General features: G+C 54.8%; 22 protein-coding genes and 1 tRNA gene. 12 read left to right on the forward strand and 11 right to left on the reverse strand.

The window, feature by feature from the left end; all coding sequences use genetic code 11:
* Positions 1-37: 37 nt before the first annotated feature.
* Both BVC71_RS08585 and BVC71_RS08590 read right to left on the reverse strand, forming a co-directional pair.
* Positions 38-1312 carry an HlyD family type I secretion periplasmic adaptor subunit gene (locus BVC71_RS08585; protein ID WP_086451215.1) on the reverse strand — a complete coding sequence of 425 codons (1275 nt, stop codon included), beginning with the start codon at positions 1310-1312 and terminating at the stop codon, positions 38-40.
* Positions 1309-3045, reverse strand: a complete 1737-nt coding sequence (locus BVC71_RS08590) for a type I secretion system permease/ATPase (protein WP_086451216.1) — start codon at positions 3043-3045, stop codon at positions 1309-1311. The genes BVC71_RS08585 and BVC71_RS08590 overlap by 4 nt, the downstream gene beginning before the upstream one ends.
* Positions 3046-3198: 153 nt before the next feature.
* Here BVC71_RS08590 and BVC71_RS08595 point away from each other — a divergent pair, with 153 nt between their 5' ends.
* From BVC71_RS08595 to BVC71_RS08605, 3 genes are read left to right on the forward strand one after another with little or no spacing between them, the layout of a single operon-like run.
* Positions 3199-3993 (forward strand): MlaA family lipoprotein, encoded by a 795-nt coding sequence (locus tag BVC71_RS08595; RefSeq protein WP_086451217.1) that lies wholly within the window; start codon positions 3199-3201, stop codon positions 3991-3993.
* Positions 3993-4586: an MlaC/ttg2D family ABC transporter substrate-binding protein gene (locus tag BVC71_RS08600; protein WP_086451218.1), complete on the forward strand. Its 594-nt coding sequence runs from the start codon at positions 3993-3995 to the stop codon at positions 4584-4586. Before BVC71_RS08595 ends, BVC71_RS08600 begins: the two co-directional genes overlap by 1 nt.
* Positions 4586-4936, forward strand: a complete 351-nt coding sequence (locus BVC71_RS08605; protein ID WP_086451219.1) for a hypothetical protein — start codon at positions 4586-4588, stop codon at positions 4934-4936. Before BVC71_RS08600 ends, BVC71_RS08605 begins: the two co-directional genes overlap by 1 nt.
* Here BVC71_RS08605 and BVC71_RS08610 read toward each other — a convergent pair whose 3' ends face one another.
* Both BVC71_RS08610 and BVC71_RS08615 read right to left on the reverse strand, forming a co-directional pair.
* Positions 4937-5992 (reverse strand): saccharopine dehydrogenase, encoded by a 1056-nt coding sequence (locus BVC71_RS08610; RefSeq protein WP_240516815.1) that lies wholly within the window; start codon positions 5990-5992, stop codon positions 4937-4939.
* Entirely contained in the window at positions 5967-6611 is a 645-nt protein-coding gene (locus BVC71_RS08615) for a histidine phosphatase family protein (RefSeq protein WP_086451220.1), read from the reverse strand. Before BVC71_RS08615 ends, BVC71_RS08610 begins: the two co-directional genes overlap by 26 nt.
* A gap of 172 nt (positions 6612-6783) precedes the next feature.
* Between BVC71_RS08615 and BVC71_RS08620 the strand changes: the two genes are divergently transcribed.
* Both BVC71_RS08620 and BVC71_RS08625 read left to right on the forward strand, forming a co-directional pair.
* Positions 6784-8439, forward strand: coding sequence for a peptidoglycan-binding protein (locus BVC71_RS08620; RefSeq protein WP_086451293.1), 1656 nt, complete (start codon positions 6784-6786; stop codon positions 8437-8439).
* Between the two features lie 86 nt (positions 8440-8525).
* Positions 8526-9767: an aminopeptidase gene (locus BVC71_RS08625; protein ID WP_086451221.1), complete on the forward strand. Its 1242-nt coding sequence runs from the start codon at positions 8526-8528 to the stop codon at positions 9765-9767.
* A 41-nt stretch (positions 9768-9808) separates the two neighbouring features.
* Here BVC71_RS08625 and BVC71_RS08630 read toward each other — a convergent pair whose 3' ends face one another.
* From BVC71_RS08630 to BVC71_RS08640, 3 genes are all read right to left on the reverse strand, one after another.
* On the reverse strand, positions 9809-11008 hold the full coding sequence (locus BVC71_RS08630; RefSeq protein ID WP_133064505.1) for a PPC domain-containing protein: 1200 nt from the start codon (positions 11006-11008) through the stop codon (positions 9809-9811).
* Between the two features lie 137 nt (positions 11009-11145).
* Entirely contained in the window at positions 11146-11271 is a 126-nt protein-coding gene (gene ykgO, locus BVC71_RS08635) for a type B 50S ribosomal protein L36 (protein ID WP_008231708.1), read from the reverse strand.
* 68 nt (positions 11272-11339) lie between these two features.
* Positions 11340-11414 (reverse strand) — tRNA-Val (locus BVC71_RS08640).
* 149 nt (positions 11415-11563) lie between these two features.
* Between BVC71_RS08640 and BVC71_RS08645 the strand changes: the two genes are divergently transcribed.
* Positions 11564-12421, forward strand: coding sequence for an N-formylglutamate amidohydrolase (locus BVC71_RS08645; RefSeq protein WP_086451222.1), 858 nt, complete (start codon positions 11564-11566; stop codon positions 12419-12421).
* Here BVC71_RS08645 and BVC71_RS08650 read toward each other — a convergent pair whose 3' ends face one another.
* Together BVC71_RS08650 and BVC71_RS08655 are read right to left on the reverse strand one after the other, a co-directional pair.
* Entirely contained in the window at positions 12422-14149 is a 1728-nt protein-coding gene (locus tag BVC71_RS08650) for a glycosyltransferase family 61 protein (RefSeq protein WP_133064506.1), read from the reverse strand.
* A 75-nt stretch (positions 14150-14224) separates the two neighbouring features.
* Complete coding sequence (locus BVC71_RS08655; protein WP_086451224.1) at positions 14225-15478, reverse strand: DNA polymerase IV; 1254 nt, start codon at positions 15476-15478, stop codon at positions 14225-14227.
* Between the two features lie 45 nt (positions 15479-15523).
* Between BVC71_RS08655 and BVC71_RS08660 the strand changes: the two genes are divergently transcribed.
* Positions 15524-15937, forward strand: coding sequence for an NUDIX hydrolase (locus tag BVC71_RS08660; protein WP_086451225.1), 414 nt, complete (start codon positions 15524-15526; stop codon positions 15935-15937).
* A gap of 111 nt (positions 15938-16048) precedes the next feature.
* On the opposite strand, the gene BVC71_RS08665 is transcribed toward BVC71_RS08660, so the two are convergent.
* Both BVC71_RS08665 and pyrF read right to left on the reverse strand, forming a co-directional pair.
* Positions 16049-16249 (reverse strand): orotidine 5'-phosphate decarboxylase, encoded by a 201-nt coding sequence (locus tag BVC71_RS08665; protein ID WP_086451226.1) that lies wholly within the window; start codon positions 16247-16249, stop codon positions 16049-16051.
* 102 nt (positions 16250-16351) lie between these two features.
* Positions 16352-17056 carry an orotidine-5'-phosphate decarboxylase gene (pyrF, locus tag BVC71_RS08670; RefSeq protein WP_086451227.1) on the reverse strand — a complete coding sequence of 235 codons (705 nt, stop codon included), beginning with the start codon at positions 17054-17056 and terminating at the stop codon, positions 16352-16354.
* Between the two features lie 384 nt (positions 17057-17440).
* Here pyrF and BVC71_RS15365 point away from each other — a divergent pair, with 384 nt between their 5' ends.
* The 5 genes from BVC71_RS15365 to msrQ all read left to right on the forward strand — a co-directional run bounded on the left by BVC71_RS15365 (position 17441) and on the right by msrQ (position 23828).
* Positions 17441-17899 (forward strand): hypothetical protein, encoded by a 459-nt coding sequence (locus BVC71_RS15365; RefSeq protein WP_133064507.1) that lies wholly within the window; start codon positions 17441-17443, stop codon positions 17897-17899.
* A 166-nt stretch (positions 17900-18065) separates the two neighbouring features.
* Complete coding sequence (gene clpB / locus BVC71_RS08680; protein ID WP_086451229.1) at positions 18066-20681, forward strand: ATP-dependent chaperone ClpB; 2616 nt, start codon at positions 18066-18068, stop codon at positions 20679-20681.
* Between the two features lie 91 nt (positions 20682-20772).
* Positions 20773-22272 (forward strand): FMN-binding glutamate synthase family protein, encoded by a 1500-nt coding sequence (locus BVC71_RS08685; RefSeq protein ID WP_086451230.1) that lies wholly within the window; start codon positions 20773-20775, stop codon positions 22270-22272.
* Between the two features lie 57 nt (positions 22273-22329).
* Positions 22330-23223 carry a protein-methionine-sulfoxide reductase catalytic subunit MsrP gene (msrP, locus tag BVC71_RS08690; RefSeq protein ID WP_086451231.1) on the forward strand — a complete coding sequence of 298 codons (894 nt, stop codon included), beginning with the start codon at positions 22330-22332 and terminating at the stop codon, positions 23221-23223.
* The gene (msrQ, locus tag BVC71_RS08695; RefSeq protein ID WP_086451232.1) at positions 23223-23828 is read left to right on the forward strand and encodes a protein-methionine-sulfoxide reductase heme-binding subunit MsrQ; all 606 of its coding nucleotides are present in this window, start codon (positions 23223-23225) and stop codon (positions 23826-23828) included. Before msrP ends, msrQ begins: the two co-directional genes overlap by 1 nt.
* Positions 23829-24080: the final 252 nt, after the last annotated feature.

Here is a 24080-nt window from a genome sequence, read left to right on the forward strand (position 1 = left end):
TTGGTCGGACGCTAGCGCGGGTTGCGCAGGCCTGCAATCAGGTCTCGCGCCATGCACGGGCAAAAAAATCAGTCAGTGGTTTCAGCAAAAACTGCATCGGTGTCCGATCCGCCGTTCGGATAAAGGTTTCAACGGGCATTCCGGGGACCAAAACCGCACCTTCGGGCAGACGATTGATTTCGTTTTCGTTCAAAGTCACTTCGGCGCGGTAGAATGATTGGCCTGTTGCATCGTCTTCGAATGCATCGCCCGATAGATTGACGACCGTACCGTATAATTCGGGGGTGGTTTTTTGATTGAACGCCGAAAACCGCAAGGTCACGTTTTGACCGACCAATAGTTGATCAATATCGCGCGGATCAATGCGGGCTGTGATGATCAGGGGGCGATCTTGGGGGACGATAAATAAAATGGGTTGTGCAGGTTCGATCACGGCAGAGGTCGAATAGATTTGCAATCCGTAGACCACACCTGACACACCCGCGCGGATATCTAGACGGTCCAATTGTGTGTTCAAAGACGTCTGTGTTTCGCGCAGTTCCAATTCCGTCGGCTGAAGATCGCGGATTTCGGCGATTGCTTCTTCGCGGCGAACTGTGTCGATGTTCAGAATTCCCAATTCGATTTCGGTTATACGCCCGCGGGCTTGAGCGGCTGATGCGGTCAGTTCGCCTTTGCGGCCCTCTAGATTGGCTTTTTCACGTTCCAGCGCCAGAACCCGTGTGGCTTGGGCTAGTCCGCGTTCCAGAAGCGATCGTTGGTCGGTCAGTTCCTGTTCGATCAGCACTAGTTGCCGTTCAAGCGATTGTTGTTGCGCCTCGATCCCATTGATTTGGTCAGTGATCTGTTCAATGCGGCGTTCAAATTGTTCGATCTGGGTTTGGGTGCTTTGACGACGCGCATCGAACAGACGGGTCTGTCCTGCGATCAGGTCGCTGAAACCATTTGAAATCATTGGATCGAAAGCGATCTGATCTGCGCCGTCGCGTTCGGCCTCTAGCCTGTTGCGGCGGGCGATTGTTTCGGCCAATTGGCCTGACACAACGGTTAGCTGTGACCGTAGGTCGGTTCCATCCAGTTGGATAAGGATCTGGCCCGCATCTACAAAATCGCCCTCATCTACCAAAATGGTGTCGACTTGTCCGCCGTAAGGGTGCTGGACGACCTGCCTGTTTTGGTCGACCTCGATCCGGCCAGATGCAATGACGGCCCCGCCAAGTTCCGCCATGACCGCCCATGTGCCAAATCCGCCAACCAACACGGCAAGCGTGATTAGACCAATCCAGATATAGCGTGCCGCAGACATATTCATGACACGCCTCCTGGCATGGTGCTACGCGCCACGTCTGTGTGATTTTTCAGAACATTGCGCATGACTTCCTCTTTTGGGCCAAAGGCGCGGATGGTTCCGTTTTCGATCATCATTAGTTGGTCGCATTCCTGAATTGCAGCGGGGCGGTGGGCCATGATCATGACCGATCCGCCTGCGTCACGATGGGCACGAATGGCAGCGTTCAATGCGACTGAACCTTCGTTGTCTAAATTCGAATTGGGTTCATCCAGTACCAGAATGACGGGATCGCCGTATAGCGCACGGGCAAGGCCAATTCGTTGAATCTGACCGCCTGATAGTCGCCCACCCGCTGCTGAAACCCGCGTGTCATAGCCGTTTGGCAGTTTCAGGATCATGTCATGGGCTGCCGCTTTTTTCGCGGCGGCGATCACGGCGGCATCATCAGGCGCGGTGGACATGCGTGCGATGTTTTCTTTGATCGTTCCATCCAGCAGCTGAACGCGCTGCGGCAGATAACCAATATAGCGTGCCAATGTATCTGGGTCGTATTGATCCAAAGTCGCGCCATCCAGCCGCAGTTTTCCGCCTGCGGGCGTCCAAATGCCAGTGATCAATTTGGCCAACGATGATTTGCCTGCACCAGAAGGTCCGATCACACCTACTGCGTGACCGGGTTCTAATTTGAATGTCAAAACGCGCAAGGCTGCGGTGCTTTCGCCGGGGGGGACGGCGGTGACGGTCTGCGCCTCTAGAATGGCGCGGGGACGGGGCAGGGTGGTGCGTTGTTGCGGTGCGGGAATGGTGCCCAGAAGCTCTGACAGATTTGCCCATCCTTCGCGGCCGCGTTCGATCACCGCCCATTGGCCAATGATCTGTTCAATTGGCGCCAAAGCGCGTCCCAGCAAAATCGAACCTGCAATCATGGCACCTGCTGTCATTTCGCCGCGCAAAACCAGATACGCGCCAAGCCCCAACATAGCTGACTGCAAAAACAGCCGTATGGCGCGGGTCATTGCGGTATATCCACCGCTTTTGTCAGCAAATCCAATGGATGCGGTCAGCGATTGGTCGCGCAAAGTTTTCCAGCGGTCAAAAGCAGCATCCCGCATACCCAAAGCGCCGACCATTTCGGATTCTGATCGGATCATGTGCCCCATCATTTCTGCGGATTGGGTGGCGCGGGTTGAGTGTTCCAGTGGTTTTTTACTGTGCCATCGATTTGCCAAGGTGATCGCAATCAGTACGGCTGCGCCGACCAGTGCCAAAAGGCCCAAATCAGTGTGGAAAATGAAAATGCCCAGAAAAAAGATAGGCATGAACGGCAAATCATAGACTGCCATGACAGCGGGGGACGTGATCATGCGCTGGATTGATTCCAGATCACGTAGGGCGCTGGCGGATTGTGCGGGTAAGGTGCCGTTGGTCGCGGCGGTTGTCGATGCTTCGAACACGCGGCGGTCCAGATCGGATTGGAACCGCGCACCGACGCGGCCCATGATCCGGCCGCGTACGAAATCCAAAACGCCCATGCACAGGTACAAAAACAATACCAATACCGTCAGTGCGACCAGAGTTTCGAACGATCCCGACCCCAAAACGCGGTCGTAAACATTCAGCATGTACAATGGCCCCGTCAGCATCAGCAGATTGACAACCATACTGAATATCGCGACCAGCCAATACATTGGACGCCCGCGTTTGCGGATTTCGGCTAATTCTGTAGCGCCGATTTGGGTAGTGCGGGTTGTCATGGTTGGGTTGTCGCCTATCTGATGCCTGTTAACGCACTCTGCCTTATACCCGTCAGAGATGAAGTTAATGTTTCAAATCTGTCACGATTTTTGCAGAGCTGACAACAGGCCTCTGTGATTTTGGTTCAGATAGGTATTTGAGTGCGCATTGAGATGACTGTAATTTATGGCCGCCACGTGACCCGATTTTTATCTATTTCTGCGCTGATTTCTTCTGTCGCTTTGACCGCTTGTTCGGTCGCGCCGGATGGTGTGGCGATCCATGATCCGTATGAAGATACGAACCGCAAAGTGCACGAATTCAACACCGGCTTAGATCGTGCTGTTTTGCGGCCAGCATCGCGCGTGACAAATGCAATGCCTGTTGTTGTCACTGAACCGGTCAGCAATTTTGCCGATCACGTTGGTTTGCCTGGCATGGTTGTGAATGGCGTCTTGCAGGGCGATATCCAAGGCGCTGGCACGAATGCGTTCCGATTTGTTGTAAACACGATCTTTGGCATTGGTGGCCTGTTTGACCCCGCAGATGCGATCGGCATCTATGCCGAAGACACCGATTTCGGCGAAACATTGGCGGTTTGGGGCGTTCCCGAAGGCGCCTATGTGGTGTTGCCTGGGTTTGGTCCATCAACAGAACGTGATGCAGCGGGTCGTATCGTTGATTTCGTGATCGATCCTTTGGATTCTATAGTACAATCCGATGTGTTGCCGTACGCGACAGGATCGCGGGCAGCTGATATTGTGATCAAGCGTGGGCGCTTTGGTGATACAGTGGATTCCGTTTTGTATGAAAGCGCAGATAGCTATGCGCAAATGCGCGTGTTTTACTTAGACAGTCGTCGCTATGAATTGGGCACCACTGTCGTTGATGCATCTTCTGATCCATATGCGGACCCTTACGCAGACCCATATGCCGATCCGTACTTCGATCCCTATGAGGACCAATAATGATTAACTTGTTTTCCCGCCGCCAGTTTTTGGCTGTTGCTTCGGCTGCGGCAGTTGTTCCAACGACGTCTCTTGCTTTGACAGAGTCGCAGGCGCGCACGCTTGTTGATCGCTTGGTCGCTGACATCAATGCGATCATTGCGTCGGGAAAATCCGAATCCGCAATCATTGCCGACTTTGCGTCGATTTTTGACCGTTATGCTGATGTGCCAATCATCGCACGGACCGCTATGGGGGCCGATTGGCGCGCGGCGACCGCAGATCAACGCACGCGTTTCGTAAACGCGTTTAGCGACTATGTCGCGTCAAAATATGGACGCCGTTTCCGCGAATTTGTTGGCGGTCGTATCGAAGTTACCGAAACGGTGACCGTCCCAAACGGGGTCGAGGTGCGTGCCCGTGTGATTTTGCAAGGCCAGTCGCCATTTGAAGTCAGTTTCGTTGTCTCTGATGGGTCGGGACAGCCGAAATTTATCAATATGTTTATTGAGGGGATTAACATGATCACCTCGGAACGGACCGAAATCGGCGCCATGTTGGACCGTCGCCGCGGTGATATTGATGGTTTGATCGTTGATCTAGAGGCGCTGTGATGCGCCGTTCTTTGGCTCTAGCGTTGGCTGTGGTCCCCGCTATCGCAGCCGCGACACCCTACGATGGGGTGTATCGTCAGGCTGCTAATGCCGACTGTGGATTGGTTGGCGTCGATGGCGGTGCGTTGATGATCAAGGACGGGATTTTCCATGGCGTTGACATGGAATGCCGTATGGAAAACCCCGTAAATGTCACGGATATGGACGCGACGCTGTATACGTTGCATTGCAGCGGCGAAGACGATCATTGGACCGAACGCGCCCTGATTATGAATGCCGCCGATAGCGACGGCATCATCATGTTATGGAATGGCTATGCGTTCCGTTATGAAACCTGCCAAGGCGAATAATTACAGATGTTCGTCAAAGCAGGCTTTGGCCCGCCCCCACACATCGTCGTCGATTTTATCTAGTGTTTTCAGATGCGGTAGCAGCTGACTTGCGTAATCGACCGAACTTTCCATCGGCAACATGGACGGCAAGTTGTCAATCGCGGTGACATCCAAAACAAGGTCGTCATGCACCCGCAATGCAGGTGCGTCCCATGATGTCGTGCGATCATAGACTTTGATCGGTGAAAATTCACTGTCGGGATCGCATGCAATATCGCCAATGACCGACAATTTGCGCGGATCTGTTTTTGCGGATGCTGGCACAAAGACCGGCGTGCCCGGACGTGCCAAAATGCAGTTCAGGAACAGTTCGTGATCCAAAATTTCTGGGAATGGCCCGCCGCTGGCTGTTTCGGCCATGTCCCATTTGGTCACGTCAATCCCTACGCGTCCGCACAAATCTGCAGCGCCCGATCCGACCCGCCCCAGCGCACCGATGATAATCGCGCGAGCGGTTTTGTCGCCCAAAGCGCCCCGCACAGCATCGGCCAAGGCATCGGCATCTTTGTAGGTTGAAACCGCAGGGCACAGCGCAGGTTGCGCTGCATAGGACAGCGCCGTGACAGCCGCACCCGCATATCCAGCCCAGTACCCAAAGGCCGCGACACGGCGCCCGTCCTCTAGCGTGAGGTATTCCAGATCATAGAGCGTTCCTCCGCCCGCCTGAAACCGATCCAACAGGCGGCGGCCAGCGGGTTGACCTTTGTAGGCGTGGCCGAACATGATGTGGCGATGAACCAGTGGCATGTCGGTTTCGGGCAGTTCTTTTAGACCAAAGATGATCGCGTCTTTGGGAGCGTCGGGCCACGACGCCTCGGCCGCGATTGCACAGCCCGCATCGGCATATTCTTCAATGGGAATAATGCGTTGGCTGCTGTGTTCGACTGTAACGCGATAGCCCATCGCGATCATTTCGGCAGCGCCTTGCGGTGTGATGCCGACGCGTTCTTCATTGGGGCGTTCTTCGGTGCGGACCCAAAGATGTGGTTTAGAAATGTGTGCGGAGGTGTTCACGGTCGCTGCCTTCTAAATGTGGAATTGTATTGAACCCTGCTAAAATTGGCCCCACGGGTGATACGTGGACGTGGTGCTGGGACGTATTGAAAATAGGGATCATCACATGGGCCATGCGGCGCGGATCCAGATCCAACAGGTGACGTATGATCATCGCGATGACGCCGCCAGATGTGATGCATAGAACATTTCGACCCGGGGTCAGGGCGGCGTCTAAGACTGTACTGATGCGTGTTTCAAACGCGTCGAACGTTTCGTTTCCCATGATTTCCGCGCGGTGCCATGCCTCCATCACCAGCGGAATATGTCGGGCAAAATCGTCGCCTTCGGGAATTGGCATCCCGTGGACGTCCTCCATCGCTTTGCCCAGATTGAAGTAGTCAATTTCGTTCAACCGATCATCGATTTGCGGGTTGCTATGGCCCATACCCGCCGCCGTTTCGCGGTGACGGCGTAGGCTACCCGATAGAACCAGATCAAAGCTTTGTCCTTGATCGCGCATCCATTTTCCCAATGTGTCGGCCTGTTCGTGGCCTTTGGGGGATAGGCGGTCATATTCCTCTTCGGTTTTGGCGGCGGAATTGGCCTGACCGTGCCGGACAAAGGTGATTGTGCCCATGATCGTCTCCAGTTTTGACAGGCAATGGGTAGGGGGGCATGAAACAAATGACAACCCAGCGCGTTGTAACATTCAACAGGGCAAGGTTTCGCCTATGTGATTTGTGTTGTGGAATACGCAGGTTATCGTCGGAATAGCGCTTTTGCCTACATGAATGAAAACAGAGGATTCTATGCGCCGCTTTATGATGATGACCACCGCTGTAATCGGTTTGGCCGCGCCAGCCGTGTGGGCCGAAGACGCCGCCCTGATCTTGGGCAATGACAGTTATGAACGATTGGGCCGCGTGGATCGCGCCGGTCAAGTTGTTGATGCAGCAGACGAATTAAGGGCGCTAGGATTTGATGTTCAGGCCCTACGCAACGGCCGTATGGATGCCGCTGTTGATGCACTGACAGAGTTTGCTGATGTGGCCGAAACGGCGGATCGTATTGTCGTTGTTCTGGCTGGGCGGTTCGTAACAGACGGCGGTCAGACGTGGTTTTTAACCTCTGATGCAGACGACCCAAGCTATTTTGGAACGCCGCAAACGGCTGTGTCCGTGGAAAGCGTGTTGCAAGTGCTGGCCCAAGCGCCTGGTCAGGCGGTTCTAATGTTGGGCAATGATGCTGTTACTGGCACAATGCCGTATCTATCGCCATCCATTGGTGAACTGGACATCCCGCAAGGTGTGACGGTGTTGCGCGGGCCGGTGCGCGATGTTGCGGGTTACGCCACTGATATTCTTGTGCGTCCTCAGTACGATTTGGCAACTGGAGGTGATTATAACATCACCGCTTTGGGATATATGCCTGATACGCTGGTTGTTATGCCGATGCGCCCTACAGCGGTTCCTGCCCCCGCCGCGCCTGAAACTGATAACAGCGCCGAGGTCGCAATGTGGGAAGGCGCGCGTGCCTTGGATACCGTTGTCGCCTATCGCAGCTATCTGCGCCAATACCCGAACGGCGAATACCGCGCCGATGCAGAAAACCTGATCGCCGAAATCGTGAACGAACCCAACCGAGACGCGCGTTTGGCCGAAGAGTCGCTATCGCTGTCCCGTGATGCGCGCCGCGAAATTCAGCGTGATTTGTCGATCCTTGATTACAACACGCGCGGGATCGACGGCATTTTCGGGTCAGGCACACGGTCGGCTATTACCAATTGGCAGCAGGAAAACGGGTTTTCGCAAACGTCTTATTTGACGACGGATCAGATCGCCCGACTAGACGCGCAAGCCGCACGCCGCGCGGCCGAGTTGGAGGCCGAAGCCGAACGCCGCCGCCAAGAGGCCGAAGCGCTGGACAACACCTATTGGCAGGAAACTGGTGCCAAGGGCGATGAACCGGGTCTACGCGCCTATCTAGACCGTTACCCCGATGGCATCTTTGCCGAAGTTGCGACCGAACGCTTGGAGGCGATCGAGGCTGAAAAACGCCGTGCCGCCGCCGCGGAAGAAGCCGCCGCATGGGATCGCGCATCGAATGCCAACACCGTCGGTGCCTATCAGGATTACTTGTCGGTCTACCCCGAAGGTCAGTTCGTCGGCGAAGCCCAAGCCGCCATCGCCGAGCTAACTCAAGAGGAACAAATCGCCCCCGAGGTCGAAGCCGCTCAAGCGGCCGAGGCGAACCTTGCCCTCAACGCGCTGACCCGCCGTCTGGTCGAATTACGTTTGCAGCAAACAGGATTCGAGCCGGGCGCTGTGGATGGTAATTTCGATGAAGACACCCGCCGTGCGATCCGCCGTTATCAGGCGAACGCAGAAATCGACGGTATGGGGTATTTGAACGAGGCGACATTGGTCAGGTTGCTGGCCGATGCGGTGAACGACATTGCACAATAATCGAAAGGCCCCCGTTGCGGGGCCTTTTGCTTGACCTTCCTGAATTGATCGCCAGATTTCAGGGTAAGGAACAAAAGGAATTTTCCATGACCCAACCCAATATTGATCCCGTCCTGCTGTCGCGCCTTGCTGATGTTGCGGTGAATGTGGGACTGAACCTACAGCCCGGTCAGGATCTGGTCATGACCGCTCCGGTCGAGGCGCTGCCGCTGGTCCGCGCGATTGCGGCCAGCGCATATAAGGCTGGCGCAGGCGTTGTTACGCCGTTGTTGTCGGACGATGAAATCGCCCGCGCGCGTTTCCAGAACGCACAGGACGACAGTTTCGATAAGGCGGCAAATTGGCTGTACAACGGCATGGCCGAAGCGTTCAACGCAGGGTCGGCCCGTCTGGCTATTGCGGGCGGCGATCCGATGGCGTTGGCGAACGAAGACCCCGCCAAAGTGGGTCGCGCGAACAAGGCTAATTCGATTGCCTATAAACCCGCGCTGGAAAAAATCGCGAACTTTGGCATCAACTGGAACATCGTCGCTTATCCGACCCCCGGTTGGGCGCGTCAGGTATTCCCCGATCTGCCAGAGGACGAAGCGATCGTAAAACTGGCCGACGCGATTTTCGCGGCCTCGCGCGTGCAAAACGATGATCCTGTAGCGGCTTGGATTGAACATAACAAGGCGCTGCATGCGCGCAGCAAATGGCTGAACGACGAACGGTTTGATGCGCTGCATTTCACGGGCCACGGCACCGATCTGACCGTTGGTCTGGCCGATGGTCACGAATGGCATGGCGGCGCGTCGCAGGCGCAAAACGGTGTGGTCTGTAACCCCAACATCCCAACCGAAGAGGTGTTCACCACCCCTCACGCCCACCGCGTTAACGGCGTAGTCCGCGCAACCAAACCGCTGTCCTATAACGGAAACCTGATCGAAGAGATTGAGATGAAGTTCGTCGACGGCGTCGCGGTCGAGGCGAAATCGTCCAAAGGTCAGACCGTTCTAACCAACATGGTCGACAGCGACGAAGGCGCCCGCCGTTTGGGCGAGGTCGCGTTGGTGCCGCATAGTTCGCCAATTTCGCAATCTGGCCTGCTGTTCTACAACACATTGTTCGACGAAAACGCGGCTTGCCACATTGCGATGGGTCAATGTTATTCGAAATGTTTCCTAGACGGCGCATCCCTGACCGAAGAACAGGTCGCAGCCCAAGGCGGGAACGCATCGATGATCCACGTCGATTGGATGATTGGCGGGCCAGAAACGGACATCGATGGCATTCGCGCGGATGGAACCCGCGTGCCGGTGTTCCGCAAAGGCGAATGGGCCAACTGATCGAAAAATAAAAAGGCCCCCGAATTTGGGGGCCTTTTGTTTTATTTGGCTGGGACAAACCGTTCTAGGATCATCCGCACGGGCGATGTGCCGTCATTATATTCGCCGACGCCCAACGTATAAGTTCCTGCCGACACACGAGCAGCCAGAACGGGGTCCAAATCGTTCGTATCGTCGTTATACGCAACTTCGCGACCGAAATCGTCGAACAGGATCAGATACGGATCCCCCATGCCGTTTAGCGACACCGCTTCGACGACGATTGCGCCAGCTTCTGGGATATCAACACTGTACCAAGATACGATGGTACCATTTTGCAGATCGACGCGCTGACGATTTGCCAGCTGTCCCAGATCGGTCACAGGGTAGCTGCCGTCTAGGGGTGGGGCTGCCTCGCCGCGATCATACATGGCGCGCATGGCTTCTTCTTCGGTTAGGGTTTCCAGCATCACGGTGATCGGCTGGCTAGCATCGCTTAGGGCGTCAACTTCGACGCAGTAGTCACCTGCATCCAGCGGATAGGTGATTTCGATGCGGGAATTCAGGTCGTCCCAATCGTCATTTTCGTCGATGTAGTTCCCGTTCCCATCATACAGCGTGATATAGGGGTCGGCCGCAGGGTTGGTCGCGGTCAAGGTCAGCGCCTTGGATTCGGTTAGCGTAAACCGATAGGCGTTGATGTCGCCGATCGTTGCTGTGCTTGGTAATTCATCAACCAGTTCATCATTCGGTAGCGGGCCAAAACATCCGCCACTGCCGGTGTCATTTCCAGGAACGTAGCCAGCGGTAAGTGGTTCATGTTCTTGGCGGCCGACGCGAACAAAGGCGGTCATCGGTGCAGAATCATAGCTGCGCAGGGCCACGCAGTAGGTGCCGCTATCCAGCGTGAGTTCAGAGCGCGAAGACACGCCGCCGCCCGAATCGTCGTCGGTGGCGACCAGATATCCAGCGCTGTCATAAATTTCGATCATTGGGTCGCCCGATCCGCGGCCTTCGGCTTCGATTCGGGTGTCGGTCGTTTCAGACAGGGAAAACAGCGCGATGTATTCGTTATTGCCCATGACCAGCGCCATTTGTTCAGCATAGTCAGGCGACGTGGTCAGGTCCGAAAACGCTTCGGTACCGCCGATCCATTGTCCAGAGGAGCCGATCCCCGCACAGTATTCTTGGGCAAAGCTAGCGCCAGCGCTGCCCACGCAAATTGCTGCCGCTAAGGGCAGACGGGTTAAAACGCGGTTCATGAAAAATTCCTCCGACAGGTAACAACTTGGGCTGATCCTATCGGCAAGGTCGGGGTGCTGGCTAGCTTTGGATTGTTTGACCCCAAAGAAAAAGGCCGCGTCCTTGCGGAGCGGCCTCTAATCTTATCTGCTTCAGATTAGCCCTGACGAGCTTTGAAGCGACGCTGTGTCTTGTTGATAACATAGACACGGCCCTTACGGCGCACAATGCGGCAATCGCGGTGGCGCTGCTTGAGCGAGCGGAGCGAGTTGCGAACTTTCATTGTTCATCTCCTATTCGCGGCGCGGCGATTGCGCCTGTTGCGTTTCAGCCTAAAGGCCAGTGAATTCGTGGTGGGCGGTACTGGGATCGAACCAGTGGCCACTACGATGTCAACGTAGTGCTCTACCGCTGAGCTAACCGCCCACGGCCAACTTGTTTACCATCGCCTTGAATAAACAAGACGCGGCAAAGCGCGTCGGGTGAGCGGCTCTATAAAAGGAGTCGGAGCGGTGTTCAAGGGCTTTTGCCAAAACAGATTCACACGCTATTGTTTTTTTATACAAGGAGCGCCCATGACTGAAACGCCTTTTACCCTAACGCGGCCCAAAGAACGAACCACTTCGGTTGTTTTTGCGTCACCGCACAGCGGAAATCATTACGCGCCGTGGCTAAGGGATAATGTAGTTTTAGACGCTCATACGATTCGCACATCCGAAGATGCCTTTGTAGATCAATTGTTTGCCTGCGCACCTGATCACGGCGCTGCGCTGTTAACCGCGCGGATTCCACGCGCGATCGTTGATTTAAACCGCGGTGTGGACGAATTAGACCCTGCCCTCATCGAAGGCGTCCGACGCAACGTGCATAATCCGCGTATCGTGTCGGGCCTTGGTGTGATTCCCCGCGTGGTTGCAGGTGGTCGCGCAATTTACCGTGGAAAATTGTCCCTGACCGAAGCGCATGATCGGTTGAAAACATATTGGCACCCGTACCACGATCAATTGCAGGCTTTGCTGGATGAAAACACCCGCCAATTTGGTCAGGCCATCCTGATTGATTGCCATTCAATGCCACGAGAGGCTCTTGATTCGGCGCGGTCACAGTCAGAACGACCTGAAATCGTCATTGGGGATCGGTTTGGGGCATCGGCGTCTAAGGATATCGTTGATCAAGTCGCGGCTGCGTTTCGTGATGCTGGATTTAGCGTTGCGCATAATTCGCCCTTTGCAGGCGCCTATAGCACGATTGCTTACGGGCGCCCCGCGCGCCGTCAACATGCCGTTCAGGTCGAAATTGATCGGTCGCTTTACATGAATGAACAGGCGATCGAACCACACCTGTATTTTGACAAATTCCGTGATCGGATAGCCAGCGTCATAAAAGGATTGGTGCGTATCGGCGCCCAACAGCAACCAATGGCGGCTGAATAGTCAGGCCTGTTCCAGACGATCAAACCAGCGAATTTTTTTGCGAAATGCATCGTGCCGATTTGGAAACCGCTGCCGATGTTCTGCGACCAAATCTGGCGCTAGCTCTAATTGATTTGTTCGGCGGCATAGCCAAATCAATCGTTCCAATGACGCGGGTTTGCTTTGATCAATGAGCCAGATCGCGGACAGCATTTTGAATGTTTTTTCCGGCAAATCTAATTCCGTACACATTCTTACGTACATTCGCATCAGGTCCAGATCGCCTTGGATCAGATTGTCGTACTGTTCCATCAGGCCGATGGCGGCGGCGCATTTCCCTGTTTTGTCCAATACGTCCAAGTTCTGCCGCAGCCGTTTTCGCCCGATTTTTGCAGGATAAGCGCCGACGTTGCATGCAATGAAATCGACAATGGTCTTGATTGCATTTGGGGTGACCGACACAGCAATATGTCCGTCTTTGTCGAAATTGGGGATAATTTCGGGGGTCGCCCAATCCATGTCCGCGAAAAACGTCGTGTATTGGGCTTGGGCTGCGTGCGCCAAAGGAAAGAAATCCGCCCATCGCACCATTGCCGTTTGGGGCGTGCCGATTTCGATGACTTGGGTGTTTGGCCCAGCAAACAGCATGTTGGCAAAGGCGGCGCCATGGTGCGATGCCATGATTTCGGCATTGGCCATAAGAGCGATTTGTTCCAGCGGCGAATAATCTTCGAATAGGATGGACTGAAACCCTAGCTTTTCCAGTTCGGTGACCAATGCCTCTTCGTTTTTCATCATGCGGGCGCGTGGCGATGATGGATCGCGGGTGACCCAGAACCGTTTCGGCAAATGGGAAACATCCATACCGTCGATTGCGGTCAGCGCGCGTTCGCGCAATTTCACCAGCAGAGTGTTAAAGGCGTTCAGGTCCAGAATACGGCGCGCGGTGCGTGCAGTGGAATTGTGTAACCATTTTTGCCCTGCGGGGATCAGTGGTGAAATAGATGGCACAATGTGATCTGGCGCGACGGCATGATAATGATCCCAAGAAAAATCAATCACGGCTTGCGGGATGTTCAGCGGGGATTCAACGAATTCAACGCGATCCGCAATTTCTGGAAACAGCGCATCAATCAGGCGTTTGGGGAAACCCGAAACCTGTTCGCCTTTGTAGCAGATTTGTATGGGGCCATTATGACCGATATCGATTGGTATCTGTAGCCGCGGCAGCGTTTCAGTCAAAAAATGGTAATAATTGTGTAGGTTTCGTGCGTCGATCACATAGGGCAACGCGCGGTAATCACCATCAAATTGCGGCAGCGGCTGCATTGCGCTGTCAGAGCCTTGAAACTGCGACAGATAGGCGTCGGTCTGGGTATCAACTTCGATCGCATCAGACGAGGATCGCCAAACGCTGCGGTTGCGGATACGCGCACCGCCCGCGCCCGATAGCAACCATTTCCCGTTGATCCCCATGCAGTTTTTGACGACCGACAGGTTTTGCGCAACAGCAGGGATGCTGTTGAATTCTATCGTAGATTCGAACACGCGCGACCGCGTGGCCTGATCAATGGTGATATCAACGGCCTGGTTGTGGTTATCATAGGCGCTGACCGAATACCCGGCAATTCTAGCCCGCTGCGCTGGCCGCCAAGCCCATTCATTAGGGCGTACGATTGATAAACCCGTATCCACACCAGGGATAAAGAACAGCTCTTGCGGCGGCAGGTTATAATTGATGGTCGTCACGGGTTTCACAGGGTAATTTTGACTGCTGTATGTGGAAATTTCCAGCGCCAAGTTCTGCTTCGGTTGATTTTCGCTCTACCTTAAGGCGCGTCCTTTGATAATCGCCTTAGATCCGAATTTTTCGCGTATTTTATCGGCAGCGCGTTCTGCATCCGCCCGCTTGGACGCGTTCGGGTCCAGCAAATCGCCTTCTAGGTCGGCTTGGGTTTCTGGAACGATGTCCGATATGCCGACCCCGATCAATCGATATGGACCACTGTCACCTGCTGCATCAAACATAGCGCGAGCGCGTCGATAAATCGTGTCTGCCATCTGGGTTGGCTGGTGCAACGTTTGGCGACGCGTGATCGTTTTAAATTTTGCGGTTTTTAACTTGAGCGTGACAACACGGCCTGCCTTGGCTTTGGCTTTGGCGCGGCTGCTGACCTGTTCAGCCAACCGCCAGATATGACCGTCCAGAACGTCTGCATCACCAGTATCCTCAAAGAATGTCGTTTCTTTTGAAATACTTTTGACCGGAGCATTCGGGGATACGCGGCGGCGGTCTTGGCCGCGGGCCAGATGCCATAGGCGATCGCCCATATGCCCGAACCGTTCGGTCAATTGATCCAAATCCCAGCGGTGCAAATCCGCTACGGTGTGAATGCCCGCCCGTTCCAGCGCATCTTGAGTCGCAGGGCCAATCCCCCAGAAAATGCGCACGGGTTTGGGACGCAGGAAATCGACTGTTTCAGCACGCCCAATGACGGAAAATCCGCGCGGTTTGTCCAAATCAGATGCAACTTTTGCCAAAAATTTGTTGTGTGACAGGCCAATAGAACCTGTTAGGCCCAATTCGTCTTTCATACGTTTGACCAGCCGCGCCAACATGACCGCAGGCGGGGCGCCGTGCATGCGTTGTGTGCCTGTCAGATCGATAAAGGCTTCGTCCAATGACAGGGGTTCGATTTGCGGTGACAGTTCATCCATCAATGCACGAACTGCGCGGGAGGCTTCGGCGTAAGCCTCCATCCTTGGGCGGACGATCACAGCATCGGGGCATAGTTTTGTGGCCTGAAACATCGGCATGGCGGAGCGAACGCCGCGGATGCGGGCGATATAGCAGGCGGTTGATACCACGCCGCGTTTGCCGCCGCCGATTATGACAGGTTTATCGCGCAGTTCAGGATTATCGCGTTTTTCAACACTGGCATAAAACGCGTCGCAATCCATATGTGCGATAGACAGATCCCACAGTTCGTCATGCGCTACGACACGCGGCGACCGGCAGGCGGGGCACCGCGCGCCGGCGTCAAATTGATGTAGGCAATCTTTACATAAGGCGGGCATCGGGGCACTTCGTCATTACGGGGTGATAATACCAAAAGGACGGTCATGTACGACCAAGATTTTGATGGTGCGAAATGTGCGATATTGCGCCGTGGTCATGTATTGACGATTTTGCGTGATGATCGCGACGATATCGTGTGGCCGAACCATTGGGATTTGCCTGGTGGTGGGCGACAAGGGGCCGAAACACCTTTTGAAACGGTGGCTCGCGAAACGTTCGAAGAGGTTGGCCTGACCTTACCAGAACAGCGCATTTTTTATTCCGTCCGCCAAATCAATGATTTCGGTCTGCCTGTCTATTTCTTTGCCGCATTATGGGATGCGCTGCAGGATGAGGACATCCAATTCGGCAACGAAGGCCAGCGATGGGAATTCATGCCCATCGAAGTGTTTCTGGAACATACCTATGTCATCCCGCAGCTTAAAACCCGCCTGCGGCTAGCGCTTACCACCCTGTAAAAAGCCCCCGACGCGGGGAGGCGTCAGGGGCAGGGGGGATAGCTGATCGGCAAGGGACAAACGACAATCAGCTGGGACCGAAACGGAGGGACAGCCGTTCGGGATGCAAATTTAGTGGTGGTTCGGGGTGTCGGACATGCGCAGGGCCTGACAGGCCAATCCAAAACGGACCTGTTCAGCGTCCATTTCGCGTGGGGCGCTCATTTGACAGGGATAGCGGAACACATGGTCTCCGCGGTGGACGTCGACGCGGGCTTCGAAATTGCCGGTGGCGTCGTTGTAACGAATTTGTCCAAAAGAGATGTTAGGCATCCAAGGGACCTTTCTAATCAGCAGTTATCTATACAACTGCAAACTCTGGTCCAAGTTCCCTTGGTTGCGTAAAAATTGTGTTCAAGGCTCTGATAGTCAGAGTTAGTGAGGCTTTGCGCCTTGGATTTCAGCGACAACTGCGCGCGCTGCGGCGGCCGGATCGCTGTGTTGCCAGATTGGGCGACCAACGACCACGTGGTCAGATCCGTTCAGGATCGCCTCTGCCGGTGTCATAACGCGTTTTTGGTCACCCAGAGCTGCGCCGGCTGGACGCACGCCTGGGGTCACGATCAATTTGCCTTCTGCTTCGGGCAGGGCGCGGATCATGGCAGCTTCGTGCGGGGATGCGATGACGCCATCTGCGCCAGCCTCTAACGCGCGGGCCGCGCGTTCGGTGACTAGTTCGGCAACGGTGCCGTCTTTGTAGCAGGACGCATCCAGATCAGTGCGGTCCAGTGACGTCAGAACAGTCACTGCCAGAATTTTCAGGTCTTTGCCGCCTGCGCCTTCTTTGGCGGCGCGGACAACGTGGGGGTCGCCGTGGACCGTTAAGAAATCCAGATCATATTGCGCAATGCCGCGCACAGCGTTTTCGACCGTGGCGCCGATGTCGAAAAACTTCATATCCAGAAAGATGCGTTTGCCGCGTTCCTGTTTCAGTTCATTGGCCAGCGCCAGACCGCCGCCCGTCAGCATGCCCAGACCGATTTTGTAGAACGAAACGCTGTCACCTAGCCGGTCAGCAAGGTCCAAACCTTGGACAACATTGGGGACATCTAGGGCTACAATCAAACGGTCGTCGGACATGGCTTATTCCTTTCCTAAGTTGGTCTCTCCATGCTCTTTTGTGTTTGGGCGGTCAAGGGCGCTTGCGTTCTGGGAACGGGTCTGAAAATTATGCTTCACGTCAAAATAAGGGAAAAGATGCAGCGTTTTGTGATTTCAGCCCCGCGCAGTGGTTTGAACTGGGTTAGGTTCTGCACCGAATATTTTTACGGTCAGCGGACACCCGGAAAGACATCTTTGATCGACAAAAGCGATCGACCGGCAACGGTGTTCGTCCGTTCGCACGATGCGATGGCATGGTCGCGTAAATCCACATCGGGTGCGTGGCAACAGATCAATCCCGCATCCTCACAGGGTGGAAAGGTTGCTTTGATTTTGCGTGACCCGCTAGAAGCGTTCGTTCGGATGGCCGATAAAAAGCTACCGCAGTTTCGATGCTATGCGGGCAACATTCGTTTTTTCACAGAAGCTGCGACAGACGACAAATCAGTATTTTACTACAATGATTTGGTCCAATCGCCTGCGGAAATGAAACGGTTGTTTGACCTTATGTCCTTTGAGCCGGCCGAGGGTAAAACAGTGCCCAGTCTGTCGGATATGGAGAGCCAGTGGGCAGAAGTGGCTGCCAAGAGCCGCGGTCAGTACGACAAGAACCAAGCTGCAGGCGGAGGATCCAAGACCAAGGATGCGCCGCTGGATTTCAAATTTCACCAACGCAATCTGACTGATCCGGAAAAGATGAAAGCGTGGCGATATTTGAATCGTGTTTTGACCGATGAAGAGTTTGCGTTGCTCGAAAGGTTTGAACCGCCAGCGCATATTCCCAAAGCTTCGCTCTTTCAGCGTATTGCCGATTTTTTCTGAAACCCAAGGCCCACCGTTTGGTGGGTCTTTTTTTACATAATCCCGATTTCAAAACCTTGAGTTTGGTCGTTCTTGTTCCCATCTTGATATCGAGGCTTCGATCAAAGACGTGCTGCAAAGCGGGCGTCGATTTTACCCGAAGCGCTTAGGTAAAAAGGAGAAACCGATGAACATGGAGAAGTTCACGGAACGTGCACGCGGTTTTATTCAGGCCGCTCAGACTATTGCTATGCGCGAAAGCCATCAACGGCTGACGCCCGAACATCTGCTAAAGGCGCTGATGGACGACGATCAGGGTCTTGCAGCAAATCTAATCAATCAATCCGGTGGTGACGCTGCCCGCGTTATCGAGGCGGTGGATTTGGCCGTGAATAAAATCGCCAAAGTATCGGGCGATGCTGGCCAGACCTATCTGGATCAAACCACAGGCCGCGTTTTGGCTGAGGCTGAAAAACTGGCAGAGAAAGCTGGCGATAGTTTCGTACCTGTCGAACGTCTGCTGATGGCGCTGGCGATGGTCAAATCCCCTGCCAAAGACGCACTGGATGCGGGCCGCGTGACGGCGCAGGGCCTGAACATGGCGATCAACAACATCCGCAAAGGTCGCACCGCCGACAGCGCGAATGCCGAAGAAGGCTATGACGCGTTGAAAAAATACGCTCGCGACCTGACCGAGGCTGCGGAGCAAGGCAAGATCGACCCGATCATTGGCCGCGACGAAGAAATTCGCCGTGCCATGCAAGTCCTGTCGCGCCGTACCAAAAACAACCCCGTTCTAATCGGTGAACCTGGCGTTGGTAAAACCGCCATCGCCGAAGGTTTGGCCCTGCGGATTGTCAATGGTGACGTCCCTGAATCGCTGCGCAACAAACGTCTGCTTGCGCTGGACATGGGTGCGCTGATCGCTGGTGCGAAATACCGCGGTGAGTTTGAGGAACGCCTCAAGGCGATCCTGAAAGAGATCGAAGCCGCCGCCGGTGAAATTATTCTGTTCATCGACGAAATGCACACTCTGGTCGGTGCGGGTAAATCGGACGGCGCAATGGATGCGGCGAACCTGATCAAACCTGCGCTTGCGCGTGGCGAACTGCACTGCGTTGGTGCGACCACGTTGGACGAATACCGCAAATACGTTGAAAAAGACGCGGCACTGGCCCGTCGTTTCCAGCCTATTCAGGTGTCCGAACCAACGGTCGAGGATACAATTTCTATCCTGCGCGGGATCAAGGAAAAATACGAACTTCACCACGGGGTCCGTATATCCGACAGCGCGCTGGTGGCGGCGTCGACCTTGTCGCACCGCTATATCACCGATCGTTTTCTACCTGACAAAGCAATCGACCTCGTGGACGAGGCCGCAAGCCGTCTGCGTATGGAAGTCGATAGCAAACCCGAAGAGCTGGACGCGCTAGACCGCCAGATACTGCAAATGCAGATCGAGGCGGAGGCCCTGAAGAAAGAGGACGATGACGCATCCAAGGATCGTCTGGTCAAACTGGAACAGGAACTGTCCGACCTACAGGAAAAGGCTGACGTGATGACCGCCAAATGGCAGTCGGAACGGGACAAGCTGGAAGGCGCGCGGGTCGTCAAAGAAAAGCTGGATAAGGCACGCGCCGATCTGGAAATCGCCAAACGCGAAGGCAATCTGGCCAAGGCGGGCGAACTGTCCTACGGCGTGATCCCCCAGCTTGAACGCGAAGTGGCCGAGGCAGAGGCGAATGAAGGCGAACAAATGGTCGAAGAGGCCGTTCGCCCCGAACAAATCGCCGAAGTGGTCGAACGTTGGACGGGCATTCCAACCAGCAAAATGCTGGAAGGCGAACGCGAAAAACTGCTGCGCATGGAGGACGGTCTGCATAAACGCGTGATCGGTCAAAATGCGGCAGTGCGTGCTGTGGCCAACGCGGTGCGCCGTGCGCGTGCGGGTCTGAATGATGAAAACCGCCCGCTTGGGTCGTTCTTGTTCCTTGGGCCTACGGGTGTCGGTAAAACTGAATTGACCAAAGCGGTCGCCGAATTCCTGTTCGACGATGACAGCGCGATGGTTCGGATTGATATGTCTGAATTCATGGAAAAACACGCGGTTTCGCGTCTGATCGGTGCGCCTCCTGGGTATGTCGGTTATGACGAAGGTGGCGTTCTGACCGAAGCGGTCCGTCGTCGTCCGTATCAGGTGGTCTTGTTTGACGAGGTCGAAAAGGCGCACCCAGATGTGTTCAACGTGCTGCTGCAGGTTCTGGACGATGGTGTTCTGACCGATGGTCAGGGGCGCACGGTCGATTTCAAACAGACGCTGATCATTCTGACGTCGAACCTAGGCGCCCAAGCGCTCAGCCAGTTGCCTGATGGCGCAGACAGCGGATCGGCAAAACGGGATGTGATGGATGCGGTGCGGGCTCATTTCCGCCCTGAATTCCTGAACCGTCTGGATGAAACGATCATCTTTGATCGTCTGGGCCGTGCGGACATGGATGGCATCGTTGATATTCAGCTGGGCCGCCTGCAAAAACGTCTGGCGGGTCGCAATATCACGATCAAACTGGACGATGGCGCGCACAAATGGCTGGCCGACGAAGGGTATGACCCTGTGTTCGGTGCTCGCCCTCTGAAGCGTGTGATCCAAACCGCGCTACAGAACCAATTGGCAGAAATGCTGTTGGCGGGTGATGTCAAAGATGGTGATACGATCACCATTTCGGCTGGTGCTGATGGTTTGATCATCGGGGACCGCGTTGGCGGGACGAACCGACCGAAACCAGATGATGCAGTCGTGCATTAATGACGAAACAGCGGCGGGCGATTTGCCCGCCGTTTGTTTACTTGGCCGTCGTTCGTGTTAGGTCGGGGATAAATGCGCGACGGGGGTACAAATGTTTTCGCAATTCACAAATCAGTTCTTTGAGTGGCTGGCATTAGCGTTCATCGTTGCGATGGGCGTTGCAGTATTGGTGGTTGCGGTGCTGTTCGTGATCGACCGCACCCAAACGGGCGATGCGATTAGACGGAACTATCCTGTAATCGGACGGTTCCGTCATTTGTTCACGACCTTGGGTGAATTTTTCCGCCAGTATTTCTTTGCTATGGATCGCGAAGAAATGCCATTTAACCGCGCCCAACGCGATTGGGTGCATCGCGCCTCTGAGGGTAAGAGCAATACGATTGCTTTTGGATCGACCCGCAACTTGACGCTTCCCGGGACACCGATTTTCATCAACGCGGCGTTTCCCCCGCTGGATGAACAATCCGCAAAAACCGAAAGTCTTCTGATCGGCCCTTCGGCGGCAAAACCATATATGGCGCCGTCGATCTTTAATATTTCAGGCATGAGTTATGGTGCGATATCCAAACCTGCGGTTCAGGCGCTGTCGAAAGGAGCCAAGGCTGCAAACATGTGGATCAACACAGGTGAAGGCGGGTTGTCGCCATTCCACCTAGAGGCCGGATGCGACATCGTTTTCCAAATGGGTACCGCGAAATACGGTGTGCGGGGGCCGGATGGATCGCTGGATGATGCAAAACTGCGCAACATTGCCATGCATGACAGCGTCAAGATGATCGAGATTAAGCTTGCCCAAGGTGCCAAACCGGGCAAAGGCGGCATTTTGCCGGCATCGAAAATCACGCCCGAAATCGCTGAAATTCGCGGGATCGAGTCGGGGCAAGACAGCCTATCCCCCAACCGCCATGAAGAAATCGACGATTGGAATGATCTGTTGGATTTCATTTGTCATGTGCGTGACGTGTCGGGCCTGCCAACTGGTATCAAAACCGTTGCTGGCGAACGCGGTGCGTTTCGTGAACTCTTTGCCCTGATCAACGAACGCGGGCCTGATTGCGCGCCTGACTTTATTACCTTGGACGGCGGCGAAGGCGGCACAGGCGCATCGCCTATGCCCCTGATGGATCACGTCGGCATGTCCATCCGCGAAGCTTTGCCAATCGTGTCCGCCTTGCGCGATAGCGCCGGATTAAAGGATCGCATACGCCTGATCGCAAGCGCCAAAATGGTAACTCCTGCCGATGTCGCTTGGGCAATGTGCGCGGGCGCCGATTTTGTGACCGCAGCGCGTGGGTTTATGTTTTCGCTGGGCTGCATTCAGGCGCTAAAGTGTAACAAAAACACCTGCCCCACAGGCATCACCACCCACGATCCGCGCCTACAAAAAGGTCTGGTTGCCGAAGAAAAATGGAAACGCGTTCGCAACTATGCGCAAAACATGGTGCATGACGTGGAAACCATCGCGCATTCCGTCGGCGTGAGCGAACCACGCAAAATGCGGCGGCGCCATGTACGGATCGTTCAGCCTGATGGAACATCAGTGCCGCTGAATGAATTGTTCGACCGTTACAGCCACCCAACGGCATCGTGACGCCCTGTAACCGGAAATTGCCCTATATAATGATCAAAGCAATTTCCGGAGGAACCAATGGCCTATCGCTGGAAGAACGATTTAACCCGCGCTGATGTCACCCCAAAATCAATGTGGCTGAACCGCCGCCAGATCATCGCTGGCGCTGCGGGCGTCGGTCTGGTCGGATCGTCCGCCTATGCGCAGGACGCTCTGACCCCGAACAGCAAATCCGACATCGAAAGTTACAATAACTTCTACGAATTCGGCACAGGGAAAGAGGACCCAGCCCGCAACGCTGGCAAACTCGATACATCGAACTGGACGATCGCTGTTGATGGTCTGGTCGACAACCCCGGTGAATACAGCCTGAATGATCTGATCGGCGGCCTAACGGTCGAAGAGCGCATCTATCGTTTCCGCTGCGTCGAGGCGTGGTCGATGGTCGTTCCATGGAATGGTATCGAACTGGCCGACATTCTGGACCGCGTTGGTGTTCAGTCGAGCGCGAAATACGTGGCCTTTGAAACGGTCGTGCAGCCCGAAAACATGATCGGCGTACAGCGCAATGTGATCCCGTTCCCCTATGTCGAAGGACTGCGCCTGGACGAAGCTCGCCATCCGCTGACCATTATGGCGACAGGTATCTATGGCGAACCCATGGCAAACCAGAACGGCGCCCCGATCCGTTTGGTCGTGCCGTGGAAATACGGGTTCAAGTCGATCAAATCGATCGTCCGCATTTCGCTGGTTGATGAACAGCCGCCATCTACATGGAATCTGATCAACGCGCGTGAATACGGGTTCTATAGTAATGTGAACCCGAACGTATCACACCCGCGCTGGAGCCAAGCCACCGAACGTAAAATCGGCGGTGGTCTATTCGCGGCCCGTCAGGACACACTGATGTTCAACGGCTACGACGAAGTAGCAGGCCTGTATGAAGGCATGGATTTGGCGACCTTTTACTGATGATTGTTGATCGCATAAACCGCGCGACCCGCCGCGTTCCCGCTTGGCCTATATATATAGTGGCAGTGGCGATCGCTGGGTTTCAATTCTACCAAGGCCTCACAGGGGCCTTGGGTCCCGAACCTATTAACGCGTTAGAGCGGGAATATGGCGAACTGGCGCTGAAACTCTTGATCGCTGGGCTGGTCATCACGCCGCTGCGAACCTTTACCGGCGTGAACCTGATCAAATACCGCCGCGCCATAGGGCTATCGGCGTTCTTCTTTGCGACGGCGCATTTGGCGGTATGGGCATTCTTGGACGTGCGGGCGTGGTCTCGTGTGATCGAAGAAATCATAAAACGTCCTTATGTGACCATCGGCATGGCGGCGTTCGTTTTGTTGATACCCTTGGCTGTGACGTCGAACAAAGCCAGCATTCGCGCAATGGGCGCCAATTGGCGCAAACTCCACAAGCTGACATATCCCGCAGTTCTGCTGGGCGGCATTCATTATGTATGGCTGGTCAAAGGCTGGCCGGCAGAGCCGTTCATCTACCTTGCGGTCATCATCGCGCTCTTGGCAGTGCGATTCAAACCGTTCCGATTCCAACGCGCACGGGCGTGAATCAGGCCGAATTTACGTCGCTTGTGCATCTATACACCCTCACGGATGCTGCGGCTGCATCTGTGAGGTAATAAACAGAACGAAAAGCACCCAAAAACTTACCGTTAATTTCATAAATATATGAAAACATACGTTTTTTCGGGTTTTTCAAAGTTTTTTCGATTTTCTTCAAAAATCCGCTTGCGCCCATGCATCACTCCCCTTAGAACCCCCTTCACCGGCGGCGCTGAGGCGCGGTTGGGACTTCTGAAG

The sequence above is a fragment of the Marivivens niveibacter genome, from assembly GCF_002150005.2.
GTDB classification, from domain to species: domain Bacteria; phylum Pseudomonadota; class Alphaproteobacteria; order Rhodobacterales; family Rhodobacteraceae; genus Marivivens; species Marivivens niveibacter.

Coding starts and splice junctions, on each gene's coding strand:
- BVC71_RS08585 (WP_086451215.1), bottom strand. CDS start 1,312: ATGAATATGTCTGCGGCACGCTATATCTGGATTGGTCTAATCACGCTT.
- BVC71_RS08590 (WP_086451216.1), bottom strand. CDS start 3,045: ATGACAACCCGCACTACCCAAATCGGCGCTACAGAATTAGCCGAAATC.
- BVC71_RS08595 (WP_086451217.1), top strand. CDS start 3,199: ATGACTGTAATTTATGGCCGCCACGTGACCCGATTTTTATCTATTTCT.
- BVC71_RS08600 (WP_086451218.1), top strand. CDS start 3,993: ATGATTAACTTGTTTTCCCGCCGCCAGTTTTTGGCTGTTGCTTCGGCT.
- BVC71_RS08605 (WP_086451219.1), top strand. CDS start 4,586: ATGCGCCGTTCTTTGGCTCTAGCGTTGGCTGTGGTCCCCGCTATCGCA.
- BVC71_RS08615 (WP_086451220.1), bottom strand. CDS start 6,611: ATGGGCACAATCACCTTTGTCCGGCACGGTCAGGCCAATTCCGCCGCC.
- BVC71_RS08620 (WP_086451293.1), top strand. CDS start 6,784: ATGCGCCGCTTTATGATGATGACCACCGCTGTAATCGGTTTGGCCGCG.
- BVC71_RS08625 (WP_086451221.1), top strand. CDS start 8,526: ATGACCCAACCCAATATTGATCCCGTCCTGCTGTCGCGCCTTGCTGAT.
- BVC71_RS08630 (WP_133064505.1), bottom strand. CDS start 11,008: ATGAACCGCGTTTTAACCCGTCTGCCCTTAGCGGCAGCAATTTGCGTG.
- ykgO (WP_008231708.1), bottom strand. CDS start 11,271: ATGAAAGTTCGCAACTCGCTCCGCTCGCTCAAGCAGCGCCACCGCGAT.
- BVC71_RS08645 (WP_086451222.1), top strand. CDS start 11,564: ATGACTGAAACGCCTTTTACCCTAACGCGGCCCAAAGAACGAACCACT.
- BVC71_RS08655 (WP_086451224.1), bottom strand. CDS start 15,478: ATGCCCGCCTTATGTAAAGATTGCCTACATCAATTTGACGCCGGCGCG.
- BVC71_RS08660 (WP_086451225.1), top strand. CDS start 15,524: ATGTACGACCAAGATTTTGATGGTGCGAAATGTGCGATATTGCGCCGT.
- BVC71_RS08665 (WP_086451226.1), bottom strand. CDS start 16,249: ATGCCTAACATCTCTTTTGGACAAATTCGTTACAACGACGCCACCGGC.
- pyrF (WP_086451227.1), bottom strand. CDS start 17,056: ATGTCCGACGACCGTTTGATTGTAGCCCTAGATGTCCCCAATGTTGTC.
- BVC71_RS15365 (WP_133064507.1), top strand. CDS start 17,441: ATGGCCGATAAAAAGCTACCGCAGTTTCGATGCTATGCGGGCAACATT.
- clpB (WP_086451229.1), top strand. CDS start 18,066: ATGAACATGGAGAAGTTCACGGAACGTGCACGCGGTTTTATTCAGGCC.
- BVC71_RS08685 (WP_086451230.1), top strand. CDS start 20,773: ATGTTTTCGCAATTCACAAATCAGTTCTTTGAGTGGCTGGCATTAGCG.
- msrP (WP_086451231.1), top strand. CDS start 22,330: ATGGCCTATCGCTGGAAGAACGATTTAACCCGCGCTGATGTCACCCCA.
- msrQ (WP_086451232.1), top strand. CDS start 23,223: ATGATTGTTGATCGCATAAACCGCGCGACCCGCCGCGTTCCCGCTTGG.